The following is a 20,580-nucleotide window of genomic DNA, read 5'->3' as shown; positions in this document are numbered from 1 at the left end:
CCTTTCAGCGATCCCCGGCTGACCGGGGATCGCTGAACATGTCAGGCCGTGCACGGCCTGACATGTTCAGGAAGAGCCTGACAAGTCCGGCCGTACGGGCGTCAGGCGTCGGCGGGCGACTCGTCCTTGCGGCGCAGGCCCGACTCGTCGAGCGGGAAGCGCTCGGAGCGCTGACGCTCGATGGCCGCACCGACCAGACCGGCGAAGAGCGGGTGCGGGCGGGTCGGACGCGAGCGCAGCTCGGGGTGCGCCTGGGTCGCGACGTAGTACGGGTGGACGTCGGCGGGCAGCTCGACGAACTCGACCAGCCCGAGCTCGGGGTTGACGCCGGAGAAGACCAGCCCGGCCTCGGCGAGGGTCTCGCGGTAGGCGTCGTTGAACTCGTAGCGGTGGCGGTGCCGCTCCTCGACCGTGCCGGAACCGTAAGCACCGCGCACGACGCTGCCCTCGGCGAGCTCCGCCTTCTGCAGGCCCAGGCGCATCGTGCCGCCGAGGTCGCCGGCACCCTCGACGTACTTCTTCTGCTCCTCGATCGTGGAGATGACCGGCTCGACCGTGTCCGGGTCGAACTCGGTGGACCCGGCCTTCTCGAGGCCCGCGACGTTGCGGGCGTACTCGATCACCATGCACTGCAGGCCCAGGCACAGCCCCAGCGTCGGGATGCCGTGGGTGCGGGTGTAGCGCAGCGCGCCGAGCTTGCCCTCGATCCCGCGCACGCCGAAGCCGCCGGGCACCAGCACCGCGTCGACGTCGCCGAGCTGCTTGGCGGCACCGGCCTCGGTGTCGCACGTGTCGGAGGCGACCCAGCGGATGTTGACCTTGGCCTCGTGCGCGAAGCCACCGGCGCGCAGCGCCTCACTGACGGAGAGGTAGGCGTCGGGCAGGTCGATGTACTTGCCGACCAGCGCGACCGTGACCTCCTCCGACGGGTGGTGCACCCGGCGCAGCAGGTCGTCCCACGTGGTCCAGTCGACGTCGCGGAAGGGCAGGTCGAGGCGACGCACCACGTACGCGTCGAGGCCCTCGCGGTGGAGCACCTTGGGGATGTCGTAGATCGACGGCGCGTCCGCGGCGGTCACGACGGCGTCGTCGTCGACGTCGCACATCAGCGCGATCTTGCGCTTGATGCCTTCGGGCAGCTCGCGGTCCGCGCGGCACACGATCGCGTCGGGCTGGATGCCGATCGAGCGGAGCGCGGCGACCGAGTGCTGGGTCGGCTTGGTCTTCAGCTCGCCCGACGGGCCGATGTAGGGCACCAGCGAGACGTGGATGAAGAAGCAGTTGTCGCGCCCGATCTCGTGGCGGGTCTGGCGCGCGGCCTCGAGGAACGGCAGCGACTCGATGTCGCCGACGGTGCCGCCGACCTCGGTGATGACCACGTCGATGTCCGGACCGCCCATGGCGAGGATCCGGTCCTTGATCTCGTTGGTGATGTGCGGGATCACTTGCACCGTGTCGCCGAGGTAGTCGCCGCGGCGCTCCTTGGCGATCACCGTCGAGTAGACCTGCCCGGTCGTGACGTTCGCGATCTGGTTGAGGTCGGTGTCGAGGAACCGCTCGTAGTGACCGATGTCGAGGTCGGTCTCGGCCCCGTCGTTGGTCACGAAGACCTCGCCGTGCTGGAACGGGTTCATCGTGCCCGGGTCCACGTTGAGGTACGGGTCGAGCTTCTGCATCGTCACGCGCAGACCGCGCGACTTCAGCAGGTTGCCCAGGCTGGAGGCCGTGAGCCCCTTGCCGAGGGAGGAGGCGACGCCTCCGGTGACGAATACGTGCTTGGTCGGCGTCGGGCTCTTCACGGGCTTCGATCCTACCCGAGAGGAAGGGCGCCGTCCGCACCCGACGCACCGAAGGCACCGCCCGGTGCGCTCAGGGAGCGCTGCAGTGTGAGAAGAGTCGCGAGGCGGCCGGCCGGCGTGTCGATCCCGTCGACGGTCGCCACGGTGGCGGCGGCCGGAGTGGCACGGAAGCGGCCGAGCTGGCCCGCGCCGCCGTCCGCGGTGGTCCCGGCGACCACGACACCCGCGGCCTGCGCGCCCAGGCCCTGCGCGAGGCCGCCGATCACGGCGTCCGCACCCTCGTCGTTCGCGTCGGGCCCGAGGACGAGGAGCACCAGCGGGGCACGCTGCGAGACGTCGCCGGGCTCGGCCAGCAGGCCGGCGCCGGCGACGGCCTCCACGACCGCGCGCGACTTGCCGCTGACCTCGTCGCCCTCCGGAGTCTTCGTCGCGACGGCGAGGCCGAGGAGCTGGCCCATCCGGTCGTAGGTCGACGCCTCGGCCGGTACGGCGTCCTTCACCTGCTGGGTGACCAGCTGGGCGCCGAGGGTGTCGACGAGCGACTTCTGGCCGGGGTCGACCAGCTCGTCGGTGAGCGTGTAGCGCCCGCTGACCGATCCGCCCGCTGCGGCGATGCCGTCCGCGAGCGCGGTCACGAGCCGCTCGTCGGCGCCCGGCACGCTGACCACGGCGACGGACCGCTCGGCGAGCCGTCCGGCGACGTAGGAGGGCGCGAGCGCCTCCAGCGACGCCGCGTCGTAGGCGGCGCCGGGCTGGTCACCGGCGGCGGCCGTGGGCTCGTCCTGGCTCGAGCTCGCGACCGAGGCGCCGACGTCGGACAGCGGACCGCCGCCGAGGACGATGCCGGCCGCGAGCGCCAGGAAGACGGCGACGATGGTCAGGAGGTGGTGGCGCAGGGTGATCACGAAAACAGTCCTCGTACGTCGTGGAGCAGGTCGGAGGTGGTCCGGGAGACGACGGGGGTGGCGTCGTCGACCCACTGCTGGCCGACCGGCGTCACGCTGATCGCGGCGGCGACGGCGAGCACGCCCGCGACGACCGCGCCGAGCAGGTGGCGCGGACGGACGGCGCCGTCGTAGAGGCGTGGGATCGCGGCCGCGTCGACCAGGTCTGGCCCGAGCTTGAGCCGGGTCAGGAAGGTGCTGGCGAGGCCGGAGCGACGCCGGTCGAGGAACTCGTCGAGCGTGGCGTGCATCCCGACGCCGACGACGAGCGCGGGCTCGCGGGCGGCGGCGAGGAGCAGCGCGGCGTCCTCGGTCGTCGCGGAGGTCTCGAAGCGCAGCGGACGGATGCCCATCCGCTCGAAGTTCTCGGTCACGCTCCGCGGGGCGTCGCGCTCGACGAGCACCACCACGTCGCGTGCCTTGCGCAGCACCGCTCCGCTCGGCAGGTCGTCGGTGCCCCCGGTGACCACGACGACGTCGGGACGGTGGCCGGCGCTGGCGAGCGCGTCCGCGCCGTGGTCCACCCCGATGAGGACGGGTCGCTGCTCGCGCACGAACGCCTTGATCCCGCGCAGCTCGGTCTCCCAGCCGTGCGACCGCACGACGACCACGACCGGCCGACCGGCCATCGAGGTCTCCGTGCGCGGGACGCCGTGGCCGTGCAGGAGCAGGTCCTGCTCGCGGCGCAGGAACTCGGTGCTGTTGTGGGTGAAGCTCTCGAGCTGGGCGGCGAGCCCGCTCCGGGCTGCCGTCATCTCGCTGCGCACCAGCTCCGGAGTCAGCTCGCGCGCGGTGGCGACGAGGGTGTCACCGGCGTGCACCACACCCGCGTCGAGACGGACGGTCGTTCCGTCCTTGAGCCGGTCGAAGACCTCGGCGCCCGCGTTGTCGACGACGACCACACCGGCCTCGACCAGCAGCTGGGGACCGAGGTTGGCGAAGCGCCCGGAGATCATCGGGCCGGCGTTGACGACCCCCACCACGCCCGCGTCGACCAGGGCCTGGGCGGTCTCGCGGTCGAGGTCGAGGTGGTCGAGGACGGCGACGTCACCCGGCGCGAGCCGGCCGAGGATCGCGGCGGTGCGCCGGTGGAGCCGGGCGGGCCCCTGGACGCCGGGCAGGGCGTGGGCTGGACGGGTGCGGACTGCGAACTTCATGACCGCGCCATGGTGTCAGCCGCGACCCTGCCCTTCGGGGAGGCACGCCCGCTCGGGCGCGGCGGCGTCGAGCAGCTCGCGGGCATGCGCGCGGGCACTGTCGGAGTCCTCGACCCCGGCCAGCATCCGCGAGAGCTCGCGCTCGCGGTCGGCCTCGTCGAGGGTCACGAGACCCGACGTGGTCACCGACCCGTCGCTGGACTTGTGGACCACGACGTGGCGGTCGGCGTACGCCGCGACCTGCGGCAGGTGGGTCACCACCAGCACCTGGGAGGACCGGGCGAGTGCCGCGAGCCGGCGTCCCACCTCGATGGCGGCCCGACCGCCGACACCCGCGTCCACCTCGTCGAACACGAACGTCGGCACCGACCCGGTCTCGGCGAGGGACACCTCGAGCGCGAGCATCACGCGGGACAGCTCGCCGCCGGAGGCGCCCTTGTGCAGGGGCCGGGCGTCGGCGCCGGTGTTGGCGGCGAGCAGGAACTCCACCTCGTCGACGCCGTGCGCGGTCCCCCGCACCCACCGGCCGTCGACGAGGAGCTGCGGTCCGGCCGGGGTCGTGGGCGTCGGTACCTCGGCCTGCGAGACCGCGATGGTCACGGTCGCGTGCGGCATGGCCAGCGACGTCAGCTCGTCGCTGACCGCCTTCCCGAGCTTCTTTGCTGCCGCCACGCGCTGCTTCGTCAGCTTCGCGGCGAGCGTGCCCAGCTCCGCGCGGATCGCGTCGCGACGCTCCTCGAGCTCGGCGATCTGGCCGTCGGTGTCCTCCAGGTCGAGCAGCCGCTTGGCGCCGTCCTCGGCCCACAGGAGCACCTCGTCGATGCTGTCGCCGTACTTCCGCGTCAGCGCGCTGAGCGCCGCGCGCCGCTCCGAGACGGCGGCCAGGCGGGCGGGGTCGGTGTCGAGGCTCGAGGCGTACGACGCGACGTCGCCCGCCACGTCGACCAGCAGGTGACCGAGCTCGGCGAGCCGGTCGGCGAGCTCCCCGGCCGTCGGGTCGTGCTGTCGTACCCCCTCGAGCGCCTGCCGTGCGGCGCTCGTCGTGCCGAGCGCGTCCGGCGCGCCCTCCTCGCTCGAGAGTGCCTCGCGTGCGGACTCCGCGGCGGTGCGCAGGGTGTCGGCAAACCCCAGACGGGTCTCCTCGGCCGCCAGGTCGGCGTCCTCGCCCGGCTGCGGGTCGACCGCCTCCACCTCGCCGAGGCCGAAGCGCAGCTGGTCGGCCTCCCGCGCCCGCTCGCGCGCGGAGCCCACGACCTCGACGAGGGTGCGCTCGGTGCGCGCCAGCTCGGCCCAGAGGTCGGCGTACGTCGCCGCGGTCGCCGCGAGAGCCGGGCCGCCGAACCGGTCGAGCGCCGCCCGCTGGGCCCCGGAGCGCAGCAGCCGGTGCTGGTCGGACTGCCCGTGCACGGCGACGAGCGGCTCGGCCACCTCCGCGAGGGTCGTCACCGGGACCGACGCGCCTCCCACCCACGCGCGCGAGCGACCCTGGGCGGCGACGTTGCGGGCGAGCACGACCTGCTCGTCCTCGACCTCTCCCCCGGTCTCCTCGACGGCTTCGCGGAAGGACCCGAGCGTGGACGACGCGTCGGCGGTCGACACGACGCCCTCGACCCGCGCCTGCCTGGCACCGGAGCGCACCGCACCGCTGTCGGCCCGGCCTCCCAGCAGGAGGCCGAGCGCGGTCACGACCATGGTCTTGCCTGCGCCCGTCTCACCAGTGATGACGGTCAGGCCCGGGCCGAGCTCGAGGGTCGAGGAGTCGATGACCCCGAGCTGGCTGATCCGGATCTCCTCAAGCATCGCTCTCGCCCCCGTCCCGGCGTCGCCGCTCGCGCTCCGCCGCGCCGCGCCACCCGTCGACCGGGAGGTCGAACTTGGCGACCAGGCGGTCGGTGAAGGGCGCCCGGTGCAACCGCACCAGCCGCACCGGCCGGTCGCCGCGCCGGACCTCGATCCGTGCCCCCGGCCGGAGCTCGACGGTGCGCCGGCCGTCGCACCACAGCACGCCCGCGCTCACCGTGGTCGAGAGCACCTCGACCGCGAGCACCGACGTGGGAGCGACCACCATCGGACGGGCGAACAGCGCGTGCGCGCTCAGCGGGACCATCAGCAGCGCCTCGACCTCGGGCCACACGACCGGGCCACCGGCGCTGAAGTTGTAGGCCGTCGAGCCGGTGGGTGTCGCACAGACCACACCGTCGCAGCCCCAGCGCGACAGCGGGCGCCCGTCGACCTCGACGACCACCTCGAGCATCCGCTCGCGCGACGCCTTCTCCACCGACGCCTCGTTGAGGGCGAAGGTCGACGCCACGACCTCCTTGCCCTGCAGGACCCGCACATCGAGGGTCAGCCGGTCCTCGGCGGTGTAGGCGCGGTGCACGATCGCGGCGATGGTGGACTCGACGTCCTCCTGCTCGGCCTCGGCGAGGAAGCCCACGTGGCCGAGGTTGACGCCCAGCAACGGCGTGCTGGTCTCGCGAGTGAGCTCGGCCGCGCGCAGGATGGTCCCGTCGCCGCCGATCACCAGTGCGAGCTCGCAGCCCTCGCCCGGACCGGACGCGGCGCTGGTCGTCTCGATGCGACCGTCCTCCGGCACCAGGCCGAGGTCGGACGCCTCGTCCGTCAGCAACCGGACGGCGAGGCCGTGCTCGTTGAGGGCGACGACGCAGGCACGGGCGACGTCACGCACCTCGGCGCGGCCGGTGTGGGCGAGCACGAGTACCCGGCGGCCGGGGCTGGCTGTCGTCACGGGTCCACCCTCTCACCCGCCACCCCCAACGACGCGGCGCGCTCCACCTCCGCACGAACGTCCTCGGCACCGATCGCCGCGGGCCCGTGTCGCAGCAGCAGGAAGAACTCCACGTTGCCCGACGGCCCGGGCAGCGGGCTGACCGTCACGGCGACGGCGCCCCAGCCGCGCTCCGCGGCGAGGTCGGCGATCGACGTGACAGCCTCGGCACGGAGCGCGAGGTCGCGGACCACCCCGCCCTTGCCCACGCGTTCCTTGCCGACCTCGAACTGCGGCTTGACCATCAGGGCCAGTGCGCCGTCGTCCCGGGTGACCGAGAGGAGCGGGTCCAGCACGAGTGCCAGGGAGATGAAGGAGAGGTCGCCGACCACGAGGTCGACGGGCTCCCCGACGACCTCCGGGGTCAGCTCCCGGATGTTGGTGCGGTCGTGGACGACGACCCGCTCGTCGCTCTGCAGCGACCAGGCGAGCTGGCCGTAGCCGACGTCGACCGCGACGACCTCGCGGGCACCGGCGCGCAGGAGCACGTCGGTGAAGCCACCGGTCGACGCGCCCGCGTCGAGGCAGCGGCTGCCCTCGACCTCGAGCCCGTGGGCAGCGAACGCGCGCAGCGCGCCGGCCAGCTTGTGGCCACCGCGCGACACGTAGTCGACCCGGTCCGGGTCGTCGCGGACCACGATCGCGACGTCGGTCGTGACGCCCGTCGCGGGCTTGCTCGCCACGGCGCCGGACACGGTCACCCGTCCGGCGGCGACGAGCTCGCTGGCGTGCTCGCGCGAGCGGGCGAGGCCACGGCGGACCAGCTCCTGGTCCAGGCGGAGTCGGCGTGGCGGCACGGTCGCTCAGGCACCCCGCTCGTCGGCCACAGGGCTCGCGGGAGTCGCGTCGAGGGCACGGCGCAGCTGCTCGTGGGCTCCCTCGAAGACCGCGACGTGCTCGGCCACGGGGCGGTCGGCCAGTGCGGCCACCTCGGTCAGGACGCGGTCGACGGACTCGACACCCGTGGGCTCGAGGTCGGGCAGCGGCGCAGCAGGCACGCGGTCGCGTCCGCTCTCGACTGCTTCGTCCATGGCGGGGAGCCTACTCGCGTCGCGAGGGGCGGACAGGTCCGGGAGGCGTCGTGTCGGAGACGTCGGCCGGCTTCCCGGAGCTGTCGAGGTGCAGCCAGCACGCCGTTGCGGCTACCCGCCACCAGTCGGCCTCGGCACCGGAACCGGACACGACGAGGCGCCCGTCCTCGACCCTGGCCGACCAGCCGCCGAGCTCGACCCGGTCCTCGTCTGCCGTGGGCACCGGGTGCGGCTCGAACAGGCCGCCCAGGGTGGGCGAGATGTAGGTCGGGCGCAGGTCCGCCCCGGCCGACGCCAGGTCGGCCAGCCCACTGACCCCGGTCAGGACCAGCAGGGACGGTACGCCGACGGCGTGCGCGCCCTCGATGTCGGTGTCGAGCCGGTCACCCACCATCAGCGGCCGCTCTCCCCCGACCCGGCGGACGGTCTCGTCCATCAGCGGGCGGGCCGGCTTGCCCGCCACCGTCGGCGTCACTCCGGAGAACCGCGCGATCGTCTCCACCAGCACGCCGTGGCCGGGCGCCAGCCCGTAGGCCGTCGGGATCGTCAGGTCGGTGTTGCTCGCGACGTAGGGCAGCCCGTCACGCACCAGGGTCGCGACCCGCATGATCTCGCGCCACCGCACGTCCGGGCCGTAGCCGCTCACGACCGCGACGGCCCCGTCGGGGTCAGCGACCGGCCGGAGCCCGGCCTCCTCCAGGGCGGTCCAGAGTCCCTCGCCGCCCAGCGCGAGGATCCGCGCCCCCTCGCCGTGCTCCTCCACGAGCAGGTGCGCGGCCGCCTGGGCGGAGGTGACGACGTCGGTGGGCGCCGCTCGGACCCCGACCCCCTCGAGCTTCGCGGCGACCTGCGCCGGGGTGCGCGAGGCGTTGTTCGTCACGAACGCCACGTGGGCACCGGCCGCTCGGACCTCCTCGATCCGGTCGGCCGCGCCGTCGACGCCGGCGTCACCGACATAGACCACGCCGTCGAGGTCGAACATGACCAGGTCGTGGTCCTCCAGGACCGGTCCCGCGGACTCCTCGAGCATGTTCCACCCCTCTCCGGGCTGTGACGGTCGTCCCCCTACGATGCTCCGATGGACGTCGCGGCGATCGTGCCCCCCTACGTCGCGAAGCCGTTCCGGCTCGTGCCGTTCACGGCGGTGATGCTGGCTCCCGGACGCGTGGGGGACCCGGCCTCTGCCCGGGCACTCGCGCGACCCTACCGCGACGTCGCGACCCGGCTGACCCGCTGGATCGACGAAGGACGCGCGAGCGCGGACCAGGCACCTGCGATCTACCTGCACGAGTACACCGTCGAAGGCCTCACGGTCCGGGGACTGGTCGGCGCGCTCGACGTCGCACGTCGCGCCGCCGACGCCGCCGACCGCGCGGTGTGGCCGCACGAGGCCATCCACCCGGACCAGGCCGGTGAGCTCGCCGACCGGATGCAGCAGATGGCGCTCAACCCCGCACCCATCCTGCTCGTGCACCACGGGTCCGCGGACCTCCGAGCGCTGCTGGACGAGGTGGCGCGGCTGGCGCCCGACTGGTCCTACCTCGACCGCACCGGCCAGCGTCAACGGATCTGGGCCGTGCGCGACCCGGACCGGCTCGCACGCCTCGACGACCTGCTGGCCCGGACGACCTGTCTCATCGCCGACGGCCACCACCGCTACGCCGCCTATCTCCGGCTCCAGCAGCAACACCCGGGCACGGCGTGGGACAGCGGGCTGGCGATGCTCGTCGACCAGGACGACACGCCGCTGTTCCTCGGCGCGATCCATCGCACCCTCGCCGGCAGCAGCCTCGACGAGCTCGTCTCTGCCGCACGTGCGGCCGGCGCAGACGTCGCCGCAGCATCTCGCGACGCTGCGCTTGCCGTCCTCGACAGCACGCATCTCGCGCTGACCGACGGCACCGCCTGGGTGACCATCGCCCCCCACGGTCTCGAGCACCGCGCAGCGGTGGCCTGGCTGCACGAGGAGGTCCTGCCTCTCCTCCCCCGTGCCGTCAGCCGGGTCGACCACCACCACAGCGTGGAGGAGGCACTCGCGCTGGCCGGACCATCGTGCCCGGCGATCCTGCTCCCGAGCCCCGACTTCGAACAGGTCAAGGACCTCGTCGAGGCCGGCGGGCTCCTGCCCGAGAAGGCCACCTCGTTCCAGCCCAAACCGAGCCTCGGCGTGCTCATGAGGCCGTTGCGCGACGCATGACGCGGGCCGAGGTCACCTCGACCTCGATCCGCGACTGGGTACTACCGCCTGCGTGGAAGAACCGGACCCGGACCGGACCGGTCACCTCGACGACGTCTCCGGGCCGCCAGGTCAGCACGCTACGGCGGGCGCGACCCGCCCACACGATGCACGGCACCGAGTCCGTACCGGGCGCCCCACTCGATGTCCTCCCGAGGGCACGGTCGCCCCGGGGCACCGACACCCGCAGCGTGACGACCTCGTCGCCGCTCGGCATCGTCCTGGCCTCGGGGCGTCGCGTCACCGTCCCCACGAGCCGTGCTTCGTTGACCAGCTCGACCTGGTCCGTCGTTCGTGTCCGCTCCACAGCGTCACCTCCTGGGACCACCCTGATCGAGACGACCGACGATCACCGACCGTGCGACCTGGGGCCTGTGGAGGATGCGTGCTGAAAGGGCGCTGTGGACAGTTGCCGGCGTACTCCGGCGTGTGGGTATGCAAAAGTGGGGCCGCCCCGAAGGGCGACCCCACTTTCACAATGGTTGTCCGGCGGCGTCCTACTCTCCCACAACCTCTCGGTTGCAGTACCATCGGCGCTGAAAGGCTTAACTTCCGGGTTCGGTATGGGACCGGGTGTTTCCCGTTTCGCTATGGCCGCCGTAACTCTTTCAACCTCATCCCCTACGTTCCAGCTGGTGCTGGTGGTGGTGGGTGTGTTGGTTGGGAACTGCCTAGTGGACGCGAACATGTGTGTTCGTCTTTGCGCGTGTACGCACACGTGGTCGTGTGTGCGTGGGTGTGTGTGGTTTTGTACGTGGTTGGGACAAGCCCTCGGCCTATTAGTACCGGTCGGCTGGGCATTACTGCTGTACACCTCCGGCCTATCAACCCCATGTTCTGTGGGGGGCCTTACCCACTTACGTGGTGGGAAACCTCATCTTGAAACGTGCTTCCCGCTTAGATGCATTCAGCGGTTATCACTTCCGAACGTAGCCAACCAGCCGTGCTCTTGGCAGAACAACTGGCACACCAGAGGTTCGTCCATCCCGGTCCTCTCGTACTAGGGACAGCCTTTCTCAAGTTTCCTGCGCGCGCGGCGGATAGGGACCGAACTGTCTCACGACGTTCTAAACCCAGCTCGCGTGCCGCTTTAATGGGCGAACAGCCCAACCCTTGGGACCTACTCCAGCCCCAGGATGCGACGAGCCGACATCGAGGTGCCAAACCATCCCGTCGATATGGACTCTTGGGGAAGATCAGCCTGTTATCCCCGGGGTACCTTTTATCCGTTGAGTGACCACGCTTCCACATGCCGTGGCCAGATCACTAGTTCCGACTTTCGTCCCTGCTCGACATGTCTGTCTCACAGTCAAGCTCCCTTGTGCACTTACACTCGCCACCTGATTGCCAACCAGGCTGAGGGAACCTTTGAGCGCCTCCGTTACATTTTAGGAGGCAACCGCCCCAGTTAAACTACCCATCAGGCACTGTCCCTGATCCGGATAACGGACCTAGGTTAGACATCTAGTACGACCAGAGTGGTATTTCAACGTTGACTCCACCCCAACTGGCGTCGAGGTTTCACAGTCTCCCACCTATCCTACACAAGCCGTACCAAACACCAATACCAAACTATAGTAAAGGTCCCGGGGTCTTTCCGTCCTGCCGCGCGTAACGAGCATCTTTACTCGTAGTGCAATTTCGCCGAGTCCATGGTTGAGACAGTGGGAAAGTCGTTACTCCATTCGTGCAGGTCGGAACTTACCCGACAAGGAATTTCGCTACCTTAGGATGGTTATAGTTACCACCGCCGTTTACTGGGGCTTAAATTCTCAGCTTCGACTCCCGAAGGAATCTAACCGGTCCTCTTAACCTTCCAGCACCGGGCAGGAGTCAGTCCGTATACATCGTCTTACAACTTCGCACGGACCTGTGTTTTTAGTAAACAGTCGCTTTCCCCTGGTCTCTGCGGCCATCACCGCTTCCCCCAGCAAGTGGGTTCACGGATCCGGCCCCCCTTCTCCCGAAGTTACGGGGGCATTTTGCCGAGTTCCTTAACCATGGTTGTCTCGATCGCCTTAGTATTCTCTACTTGATCACCTGAGTCGGTTTGGGGTACGGGCGGCTCGTTTCTCGCTAGAGGTTTTTCTCGACAGCATAGGATCACCCACTTCGCCAGTATTGGCTCCGCGTCACGTCTCAGACTCCACACCCAAGTGGATCTGGCGGATTTGCCTACCAGACGTCCTACACGCTTGCCCACAGACAACCATCGCTGTGGTTGGGCTACCTTCCTGCGTCACCCCATCGCTTGACTACTACCAGCTCGGGTCCCACGCTCCACCCACCAGCCTCGCCCCGAAGGGTCCGGTCCGATGAGCTTCGGGTGGTTAGCATCACCAGGTTCGTCATGGGCGAAACTTCGCCGGTACGGGAATATCAACCCGTTGTCCATCGACTACGCCTGTCGGCCTCGCCTTAGGTCCCGACTTACCCAGGGCAGATTAGCTTGACCCTGGAACCCTTGATCATTCGGCGCACGGGTTTCTCACCCGTGATTCGCTACTCATGCCTGCATTCTCACTCGTGTGGCCTCCACACCTGGATCACTCCGGCGCTTCACTGCCCACACGACGCTCCCCTACCCATCCAGCGCACTGAACACCCATCAAGTAGGTGCTGATGTATTCGCTGAATGCCATAGCTTCGGCGGATGACTTGAGCCCCGCTACATTGTCGGCGCGGAATCACTTGACCAGTGAGCTATTACGCACTCTTTCAAGGGTGGCTGCTTCCAAGCCAACCTCCTGGTTGTCAATGCGACTCCACATCCTTTTCCACTTAGTCACCGCTTAGGGGCCTTAGCTGATGGTCTGGGCTGTTTCCCTCTCGACTACGGAGCTTATCCCCCGCAGTCTCACTGCTGCGCTCTCACTTACCGGCATTCGGAGTTTGGCTAACGTCAGTAACCTTGTAGGGCCCATCGGCTATCCAGTGCTCTACCTCCGGCAAGAAACACACAACGCTGCACCTAAATGCATTTCGGGGAGAACCAGCTATCACGAAGTTTGATTGGCCTTTCACCCCTATCCACAGGTCATCCCCTCAGTTTTCAACCTAAGTGGGTTCGGTCCTCCACGTCGTCTTACCGACGCTTCAACCTGCCCATGGATAGATCACTTCGCTTCGGGTCTTGAGCGCGCTACTGAATCGCCCTATTCGGACTCGCTTTCGCTACGGCTTCCCCACACGGGTTAACCTCGCAACACACCGCAAACTCGCAGGCTCATTCTTCAAAAGGCACGCCGTCACCCCCACACAAGGTGTAAGGCTCCGACGGATTGTAGGCACACGGTTTCAGGTACTATTTCACTCCCCGCCAGGGGTACTTTTCACCTTTCCCTCACGGTACTTGTCCGCTATCGGTCATCAAGGAGTATTTAGGCTTAACGGGTGGTCCCGCCAGATTCACACGGAATTTCAGGGGTTCCGTGTTACTTGGGAACACTCTCGGAAGCCAGCGCTTGACGTCTACGGGCCTATCACCCTCTACGGTACGGCTTTCCAACCGACTTCGACTTCCACACTGGTTTCTTACTTCCTCCACGCACGGCAGCACGTGATGAGAGGTCCCACGACCCCGCGACTGCAACCCCTGCCGGGTATCACACAACCGCGGTTTAGCCTCATCCGATTTCGCTCGCCACTACTCTCGGAATCACTGTTGTTTTCTCTTCCTGTCGGTACTGAGATGTTTCACTTCCCGACGTTCCCTCCACACACCCTATGTGTTCAGATGCGGGTAACACGACATGACTCGTGCTGGGTTTCCCCATTCGGACACCCCCGGATCACAGCTCGGTTGCCAACTCCCCAGGGCTTATCGCAGGCTCCAACGTCCTTCATCGGCTCTTGATGCCAAGGCATCCACCATGTGCCCTTCATAGCTTGTCTCAACAACGTCAAAACAACACACGTCCCAAAACAAACACAAAGAACAACACCAGCCCACCCCACAATCACAGGGCAGACCAGCAACGCCGGCCAGCCCCCTCAAGACAAGGAAGAACCAGCCAGCAAAAACACTATCCACAACCAGTTCTCAACCAACCAGCCTCACCCGAAGGATCAACCAGCCAGAAAACACCTGATTGTGAAAGATGCTCGCGTCCACTATGCAGATCTCAAACAACAACCCCACCAACCCCCACCCACACCCCACAGGCGCGAACAGGTAGCAGGAGGAACCAGAAGACACCAACCCAAGCCAAGGAACAAACCCCGGCCCCGAAGACACACACCTCACGGCATGCACCCCACGGCTGATCCTTCAGGACCCAACAGTGTGTCCAACCACGCCCCCACCAACGCGGGGCCCATGACCAGGCGCCCCTGCATCTGCGAGCACAGCAAGCTGCACCCACCAGACACCACGAGACACCTGGCAGTCGACGATTCCACTAGTGAGACACCACCATGCGCCACCAGACAGCACTGGACCTTGTGGCCAGCCAGCTGATGGTCGGGGTGCGTGCTCCTTAGAAAGGAGGTGATCCAGCCGCACCTTCCGGTACGGCTACCTTGTTACGACTTCGTCCCAATCGCCAGCCCCACCTTCGACGGCTCCCTCCACAAGGGTTGGGCCACCGGCTTCGGGTGTTGCCGACTTTCGTGACGTGACGGGCGGTGTGTACAAGGCCCGGGAACGTATTCACCGCAGCGTTGCTGATCTGCGATTACTAGCGACTCCGACTTCATGGGGTCGAGTTGCAGACCCCAATCCGAACTGAGACCGGCTTTTTGGGATTCGCTCCCCCTCACGGGATCGCAGCCCTTTGTACCGGCCATTGTAGCATGCGTGAAGCCCTGGACATAAGGGGCATGATGACTTGACGTCATCCCCACCTTCCTCCGAGTTGACCCCGGCAGTCTCCTATGAGTCCCCACCACCCCAAAGGGCGTGCTGGCAACATAGAACGAGGGTTGCGCTCGTTGCGGGACTTAACCCAACATCTCACGACACGAGCTGACGACAGCCATGCACCACCTGTACACCCCCAAAAGAAGCCCCATCTCTGGAGCGGCAGGGTGTATGTCAAACCCAGGTAAGGTTCTTCGCGTTGCATCGAATTAATCCGCATGCTCCGCCGCTTGTGCGGGCCCCCGTCAATTCCTTTGAGTTTTAGCCTTGCGGCCGTACTCCCCAGGCGGGGCGCTTAATGCGTTAGCTGCGGCACGGAATCCGTGGAATGGACCCCACACCTAGCGCCCAACGTTTACGGTGTGGACTACCAGGGTATCTAATCCTGTTCGCTCCCCACACTTTCGCTCCTCAGCGTCAGGATATTCCCAGAGAACCGCCTTCGCCACCGGTGTTCCTCCTGATATCTGCGCATTTCACCGCTACACCAGGAATTCCGTTCTCCCCTGAATACCTCTAGTCTGCCCGTATCGAAAGCAAGCGCCGTGTTAAGCACGGCGTTTTCACTCCCGACGCGACAAACCGCCTACGAGCCCTTTACGCCCAATAATTCCGGACAACGCTCGCACCCTACGTATTACCGCGGCTGCTGGCACGTAGTTGGCCGGTGCTTCTTCTGTAGGTACCGTCACTCGCGCTTCGTCCCTACTGAAAGAGGTTTACAACCCGAAGGCCGTCATCCCTCACGCGGCGTTGCTGGATCAGGCTTCCGCCCATTGTCCAATATTCCCCACTGCTGCCTCCCGTAGGAGTCTGGGCCGTGTCTCAGTCCCAGTGTGACCGGTCACCCTCTCAGGCCGGCTACCCGTCGAAGCCATGGTGAGCCATTACCTCACCATCAAGCTGATAGGCCGCGAGCACATCCCTGGCCGAAAAACTTTCCACCACCAAACATGCGTAAAGTGGTCATATCCGGTATTAATCACCGTTTCCGGTGGCTATCCCAAAGCCAGGGGCAGATTACTCACGTGTTACTCACCCGTTCGCCGCTCGAGTACCCCCGAAGAGGCCTTTCCGCTCGACTTGCATGTGTTAAGCACGCCGCCAGCGTTCGTCCTGAGCCAGGATCAAACTCTCCATCGAAAAACACCACCCCCACCACCAACACCCACAAAAGGACGCCAGCAGCAGGAGCGACAATCAATAAGAGCCACATCCCCTGACTGAACAAAACTAGCGAAAGACACCCACAACCAAAGCCATGGGCATCAGCCAGAATCATTGTCAAAGAAACCGCGACACCAAACCAAAGCCTGGCGCCAACGGGGCATAACAAACTAATTCGTCGACTAATCAAACACACTGTTGAGTTCTCAAGAATCAGACGCACCCGACCCTCACCAGTTGACTGGCTCGGCCACCGGGGCAACCTGCAGAAACTTACCGGGCCGCTTCCGCGCCGTCAAACTGGCGCTTCGTCGTGCTTCGGTGGTCGCAGCTGGTCTCCGCCTCATCCGGCCTTCTGGCCGGGTGGCGGCGCCGCTTGCGGCGACAGGAAGAACAGTAGACCCATCCCCCCGGGTGTGCCAAACCGGGGGTACCCCTCACGCAAAACCGCAGGTCAGCGGCCTGCCCGACCGCGCGGTGCCACGTCCGGGCCGGCACGCAGACGTCTCGAGCGGGCCGATCCTCGAAGCTGCCACCCCCATCGCGCGCCGCCCGGACCCGGCGAGCCGGCGTCACCAGGCGCCGGGCGAGACAGACCGACCTCGGACACGCGCTCCACGGCTCGAGCTCTCGCCACAGGCGGGCGAGGCAAAGATCACCCACTCTTCGGCGGCACCGGTGGTCGGGCGCCACCGAACCGAACGTACGTCCCGCGCTGAGGACGGGCACCGCTCCCCCGCGACAACGCCGATCAACGCGCAGGCATGCGTGAGGATCCAGCCGCAGCACGGGTCACCCCTGCTGCAGCCCGGCCGACTCGCGCGGAGCAGCCCGGTCTGGACCTGGTCCTGACCTGTCCCCCCCATCCCAGGACCTACCGGGTCGGACGATCCAGCTGGGCATCGGGCCTCGAGCAGGACGAGATCGATCCGGCTGTGTGGGGGTATGCAAAAGTGGGGCCGCCCCGAAGGGCGACCCCACTTTCACAATGGTTGTCCGGCGGCGTCCTACTCTCCCACAACCTCTCGGTTGCAGTACCATCGGCGCTGAAAGGCTTAACTTCCGGGTTCGGTATGGGACCGGGTGTTTCCCGTTTCGCTATGGCCGCCGTAACTCTTTCAACCTCATCCCCTACGTTCCAGCTGGTGCTGGTGGTGGTGGGTGTGTTGGTTGGGAACTGCCTAGTGGACGCGAACATGTGTGTTCGTCTTTGCGCGTGTACGCACACGTGGTCGTGTGTGCGTGGGTGTGTGTGGTTTTGTACGTGGTTGGGACAAGCCCTCGGCCTATTAGTACCGGTCGGCTGGGCATTACTGCTGTACACCTCCGGCCTATCAACCCCATGTTCTGTGGGGGGCCTTACCCACTTACGTGGTGGGAAACCTCATCTTGAAACGTGCTTCCCGCTTAGATGCATTCAGCGGTTATCACTTCCGAACGTAGCCAACCAGCCGTGCTCTTGGCAGAACAACTGGCACACCAGAGGTTCGTCCATCCCGGTCCTCTCGTACTAGGGACAGCCTTTCTCAAGTTTCCTGCGCGCGCGGCGGATAGGGACCGAACTGTCTCACGACGTTCTAAACCCAGCTCGCGTGCCGCTTTAATGGGCGAACAGCCCAACCCTTGGGACCTACTCCAGCCCCAGGATGCGACGAGCCGACATCGAGGTGCCAAACCATCCCGTCGATATGGACTCTTGGGGAAGATCAGCCTGTTATCCCCGGGGTACCTTTTATCCGTTGAGTGACCACGCTTCCACATGCCGTGGCCAGATCACTAGTTCCGACTTTCGTCCCTGCTCGACATGTCTGTCTCACAGTCAAGCTCCCTTGTGCACTTACACTCGCCACCTGATTGCCAACCAGGCTGAGGGAACCTTTGAGCGCCTCCGTTACATTTTAGGAGGCAACCGCCCCAGTTAAACTACCCATCAGGCACTGTCCCTGATCCGGATAACGGACCTAGGTTAGACATCTAGTACGACCAGAGTGGTATTTCAACGTTGACTCCACCCCAACTGGCGTCGAGGTTTCACAGTCTCCCACCTATCCTACACAAGCCGTACCAAACACCAATACCAAACTATAGTAAAGGTCCCGGGGTCTTTCCGTCCTGCCGCGCGTAACGAGCATCTTTACTCGTAGTGCAATTTCGCCGAGTCCATGGTTGAGACAGTGGGAAAGTCGTTACTCCATTCGTGCAGGTCGGAACTTACCCGACAAGGAATTTCGCTACCTTAGGATGGTTATAGTTACCACCGCCGTTTACTGGGGCTTAAATTCTCAGCTTCGACTCCCGAAGGAATCTAACCGGTCCTCTTAACCTTCCAGCACCGGGCAGGAGTCAGTCCGTATACATCGTCTTACAACTTCGCACGGACCTGTGTTTTTAGTAAACAGTCGCTTTCCCCTGGTCTCTGCGGCCATCACCGCTTCCCCCAGCAAGTGGGTTCACGGATCCGGCCCCCCTTCTCCCGAAGTTACGGGGGCATTTTGCCGAGTTCCTTAACCATGGTTGTCTCGATCGCCTTAGTATTCTCTACTTGATCACCTGAGTCGGTTTGGGGTACGGGCGGCTCGTTTCTCGCTAGAGGTTTTTCTCGACAGCATAGGATCACCCACTTCGCCAGTATTGGCTCCGCGTCACGTCTCAGACTCCACACCCAAGTGGATCTGGCGGATTTGCCTACCAGACGTCCTACACGCTTGCCCACAGACAACCATCGCTGTGGTTGGGCTACCTTCCTGCGTCACCCCATCGCTTGACTACTACCAGCTCGGGTCCCACGCTCCACCCACCAGCCTCGCCCCGAAGGGTCCGGTCCGATGAGCTTCGGGTGGTTAGCATCACCAGGTTCGTCATGGGCGAAACTTCGCCGGTACGGGAATATCAACCCGTTGTCCATCGACTACGCCTGTCGGCCTCGCCTTAGGTCCCGACTTACCCAGGGCAGATTAGCTTGACCCTGGAACCCTTGATCATTCGGCGCACGGGTTTCTCACCCGTGATTCGCTACTCATGCCTGCATTCTCACTCGTGTGGCCTCCACACCTGGATCACTCCGGCGCTTCACTGCCCACACGACGCTCCCCTACCCATCCAGCGCACTGAACACCCATCAAGTAGGTGCTGATGTATTCGCTGAATGCCATAGCTTCGGCGGATGACTTGAGCCCCGCTACATTGTCGGCGCGGAATCACTTGACCAGTGAGCTATTACGCACTCTTTCAAGGGTGGCTGCTTCCAAGCCAACCTCCTGGTTGTCAATGCGACTCCACATCCTTTTCCACTTAGTCACCGCTTAGGGGCCTTAGCTGATGGTCTGGGCTGTTTCCCTCTCGACTACGGAGCTTATCCCCCGCAGTCTCACTGCTGCGCTCTCACTTACCGGCATTCGGAGTTTGGCTAACGTCAGTAACCTTGTAGGGCCCATCGGCTATCCAGTGCTCTACCTCCGGCAAGAAACACACAACGCTGCACCTAAATGCATTTCGGGGAGAACCAGCTATCACGAAGTTTGATTGGCCTTTCACCCCTATCCACAGGTCATCCCCTCAGTTTTCAACCTAAGTGGGTTCGGTCCTCCACGTCGTCTTACCGACGCTTCAACCTGCCCATGGATAGATCACTTCGCTTCGGGTCTTGAGCGCGCTACTGAATCGCCCTGTTCGGACTCGCTTTCGCTACGGCTTCCCCACACGGGTTAACCTCGCAACACACCGCAAACTCGCAGGCTCATTCTTCAAAAGGCACGCCGTCACCCCCACACAAGGTGAAGGCTCCGACGGATTGTAGGCACACGGTTTCAGGTACTATTTCACTCCCCGCCAGGGGTACTTTTCACCTTTCCCTCACGGTACTTGTCCGCTATCGGTCATCAAGGAGTATTTAGGCTTAACGGGTGGTCCCGCCAGATTCACACGGAATTTCAGGGGTTCCGTGTTACTTGGGAACACTCTCGGAAGCCAGCGCTTGACGTCTACGGGCCTATCACCCTCTACGGTACGGCTTTCCAACCGACTTCGACTTCCACACTGGTTTCTTACTTCCTCCACGCACGGCAGCACGTGATGAGAGGTCCCACGACCCCGCGACTGCAACCCCTGCCGGGTATCACACAACCGCGGTTTAGCCTCATCCGATTTCGCTCGCCACTACTCTCGGAATCACTGTTGTTTTCTCTTCCTGTCGGTACTGAGATGTTTCACTTCCCGACGTTCCCTCCACACACCCTATGTGTTCAGATGCGGGTAACACGACATGACTCGTGCTGGGTTTCCCCATTCGGACACCCCCGGATCACAGCTCGGTTGCCAACTCCCCAGGGCTTATCGCAGGCTCCAACGTCCTTCATCGGCTCTTGATGCCAAGGCATCCACCATGTGCCCTTCATAGCTTGTCTCAACAACGTCAAAACAACACACGTCCCAAAACAAACACAAAGAACAACACCAGCCCACCCCACAATCACAGGGCAGACCAGCAACGCCGGCCAGCCCCCTCAAGACAAGGAAGAACCAGCCAGCAAAAACACTATCCACAACCAGTTCTCAACCAACCAGCCTCACCCGAAGGATCAACCAGCCAGAAAACACC

At 65.4% G+C, this 20,580-nt stretch carries 10 protein-coding genes and 5 rRNA genes; 1 reads left to right on the top strand and 14 read right to left on the bottom strand.

From position 1 onward, the window contains the following. Positions 1-101: 101 nt before the first annotated feature. The 8 genes from pyrG to KDN32_RS09215 are packed head-to-tail and all read right to left on the bottom strand — an operon-like array spanning position 102 to position 8,749. Positions 102-1,799 carry a CTP synthase gene (pyrG, locus tag KDN32_RS09250; protein ID WP_211731699.1) on the bottom strand — a complete coding sequence of 566 codons (1,698 nt, stop codon included), beginning with the start codon at positions 1,797-1,799 and terminating at the stop codon, positions 102-104. 11 nt (positions 1,800-1,810) lie between these two features. Next, entirely contained in the window at positions 1,811-2,704 is an 894-nt protein-coding gene (locus KDN32_RS09245; protein ID WP_211731698.1) for a copper transporter, read from the bottom strand. Next, positions 2,701-3,900, bottom strand: coding sequence for a putative cytokinetic ring protein SteA (steA, locus tag KDN32_RS09240; protein WP_211731697.1), 1,200 nt, complete (start codon positions 3,898-3,900; stop codon positions 2,701-2,703). Before steA ends, KDN32_RS09245 begins: the two co-directional genes overlap by 4 nt. 15 nt (positions 3,901-3,915) lie before the next feature. After that, positions 3,916-5,700, bottom strand: coding sequence for a DNA repair protein RecN (gene recN, locus KDN32_RS09235; RefSeq protein ID WP_211731696.1), 1,785 nt, complete (start codon positions 5,698-5,700; stop codon positions 3,916-3,918). Further along, complete coding sequence (locus KDN32_RS09230) at positions 5,693-6,649, bottom strand: NAD kinase (RefSeq protein ID WP_211731695.1); 957 nt, start codon at positions 6,647-6,649, stop codon at positions 5,693-5,695. The genes recN and KDN32_RS09230 overlap by 8 nt, the downstream gene beginning before the upstream one ends. Next, positions 6,646-7,485 carry a TlyA family RNA methyltransferase gene (locus tag KDN32_RS09225; protein ID WP_211731694.1) on the bottom strand — a complete coding sequence of 280 codons (840 nt, stop codon included), beginning with the start codon at positions 7,483-7,485 and terminating at the stop codon, positions 6,646-6,648. The genes KDN32_RS09230 and KDN32_RS09225 overlap by 4 nt, the downstream gene beginning before the upstream one ends. A 6-nt stretch (positions 7,486-7,491) precedes the next feature. Continuing rightward, on the bottom strand, positions 7,492-7,719 hold the full coding sequence (locus KDN32_RS09220; RefSeq protein WP_211731693.1) for a hypothetical protein: 228 nt from the start codon (positions 7,717-7,719) through the stop codon (positions 7,492-7,494). Positions 7,720-7,729: 10 nt separating this feature from the next. After that, positions 7,730-8,749: an HAD-IIA family hydrolase gene (locus KDN32_RS09215; protein ID WP_249216395.1), complete on the bottom strand. Its 1,020-nt coding sequence runs from the start codon at positions 8,747-8,749 to the stop codon at positions 7,730-7,732. 48 nt (positions 8,750-8,797) lie between these two features. Here KDN32_RS09215 and KDN32_RS09210 point away from each other — a divergent pair, with 48 nt between their 5' ends. Next, positions 8,798-9,916, top strand: coding sequence for a DUF1015 family protein (locus tag KDN32_RS09210; RefSeq protein ID WP_211731692.1), 1,119 nt, complete (start codon positions 8,798-8,800; stop codon positions 9,914-9,916). On the opposite strand, the gene KDN32_RS09205 is transcribed toward KDN32_RS09210, so the two are convergent. From KDN32_RS09205 to KDN32_RS09180, 6 genes are all read right to left on the bottom strand, one after another. Continuing rightward, positions 9,891-10,262 carry a single-stranded DNA-binding protein gene (locus KDN32_RS09205; protein WP_211731691.1) on the bottom strand — a complete coding sequence of 124 codons (372 nt, stop codon included), beginning with the start codon at positions 10,260-10,262 and terminating at the stop codon, positions 9,891-9,893. The two genes, KDN32_RS09210 and KDN32_RS09205, sit on opposite strands and share 26 nt — an antisense overlap. A gap of 177 nt (positions 10,263-10,439) precedes the next feature. Beyond that, a 5S ribosomal RNA gene (gene rrf, locus KDN32_RS09200) occupies positions 10,440-10,557 on the bottom strand. Between the two features lie 157 nt (positions 10,558-10,714). Beyond that, positions 10,715-13,849 (bottom strand): 23S ribosomal RNA (locus KDN32_RS09195). A gap of 588 nt (positions 13,850-14,437) precedes the next feature. Continuing rightward, positions 14,438-15,959 (bottom strand): 16S ribosomal RNA (locus KDN32_RS09190). A gap of 1,018 nt (positions 15,960-16,977) precedes the next feature. After that, a 5S ribosomal RNA gene (rrf, locus tag KDN32_RS09185) occupies positions 16,978-17,095 on the bottom strand. 157 nt (positions 17,096-17,252) lie between these two features. Continuing rightward, a 23S ribosomal RNA gene (locus KDN32_RS09180) occupies positions 17,253-20,386 on the bottom strand. Together the 16S, 23S and 5S rRNA genes form the textbook arrangement of a ribosomal RNA operon. Positions 20,387-20,580: the final 194 nt, after the last annotated feature.

It is taken from the genome of Nocardioides palaemonis, from assembly GCF_018275325.1.
GTDB classification, from domain to species: Bacteria; Actinomycetota; Actinomycetes; order Propionibacteriales; family Nocardioidaceae; genus Nocardioides; species Nocardioides palaemonis.
This window is presented reverse-complemented; position numbering and strand designations above follow the sequence as displayed.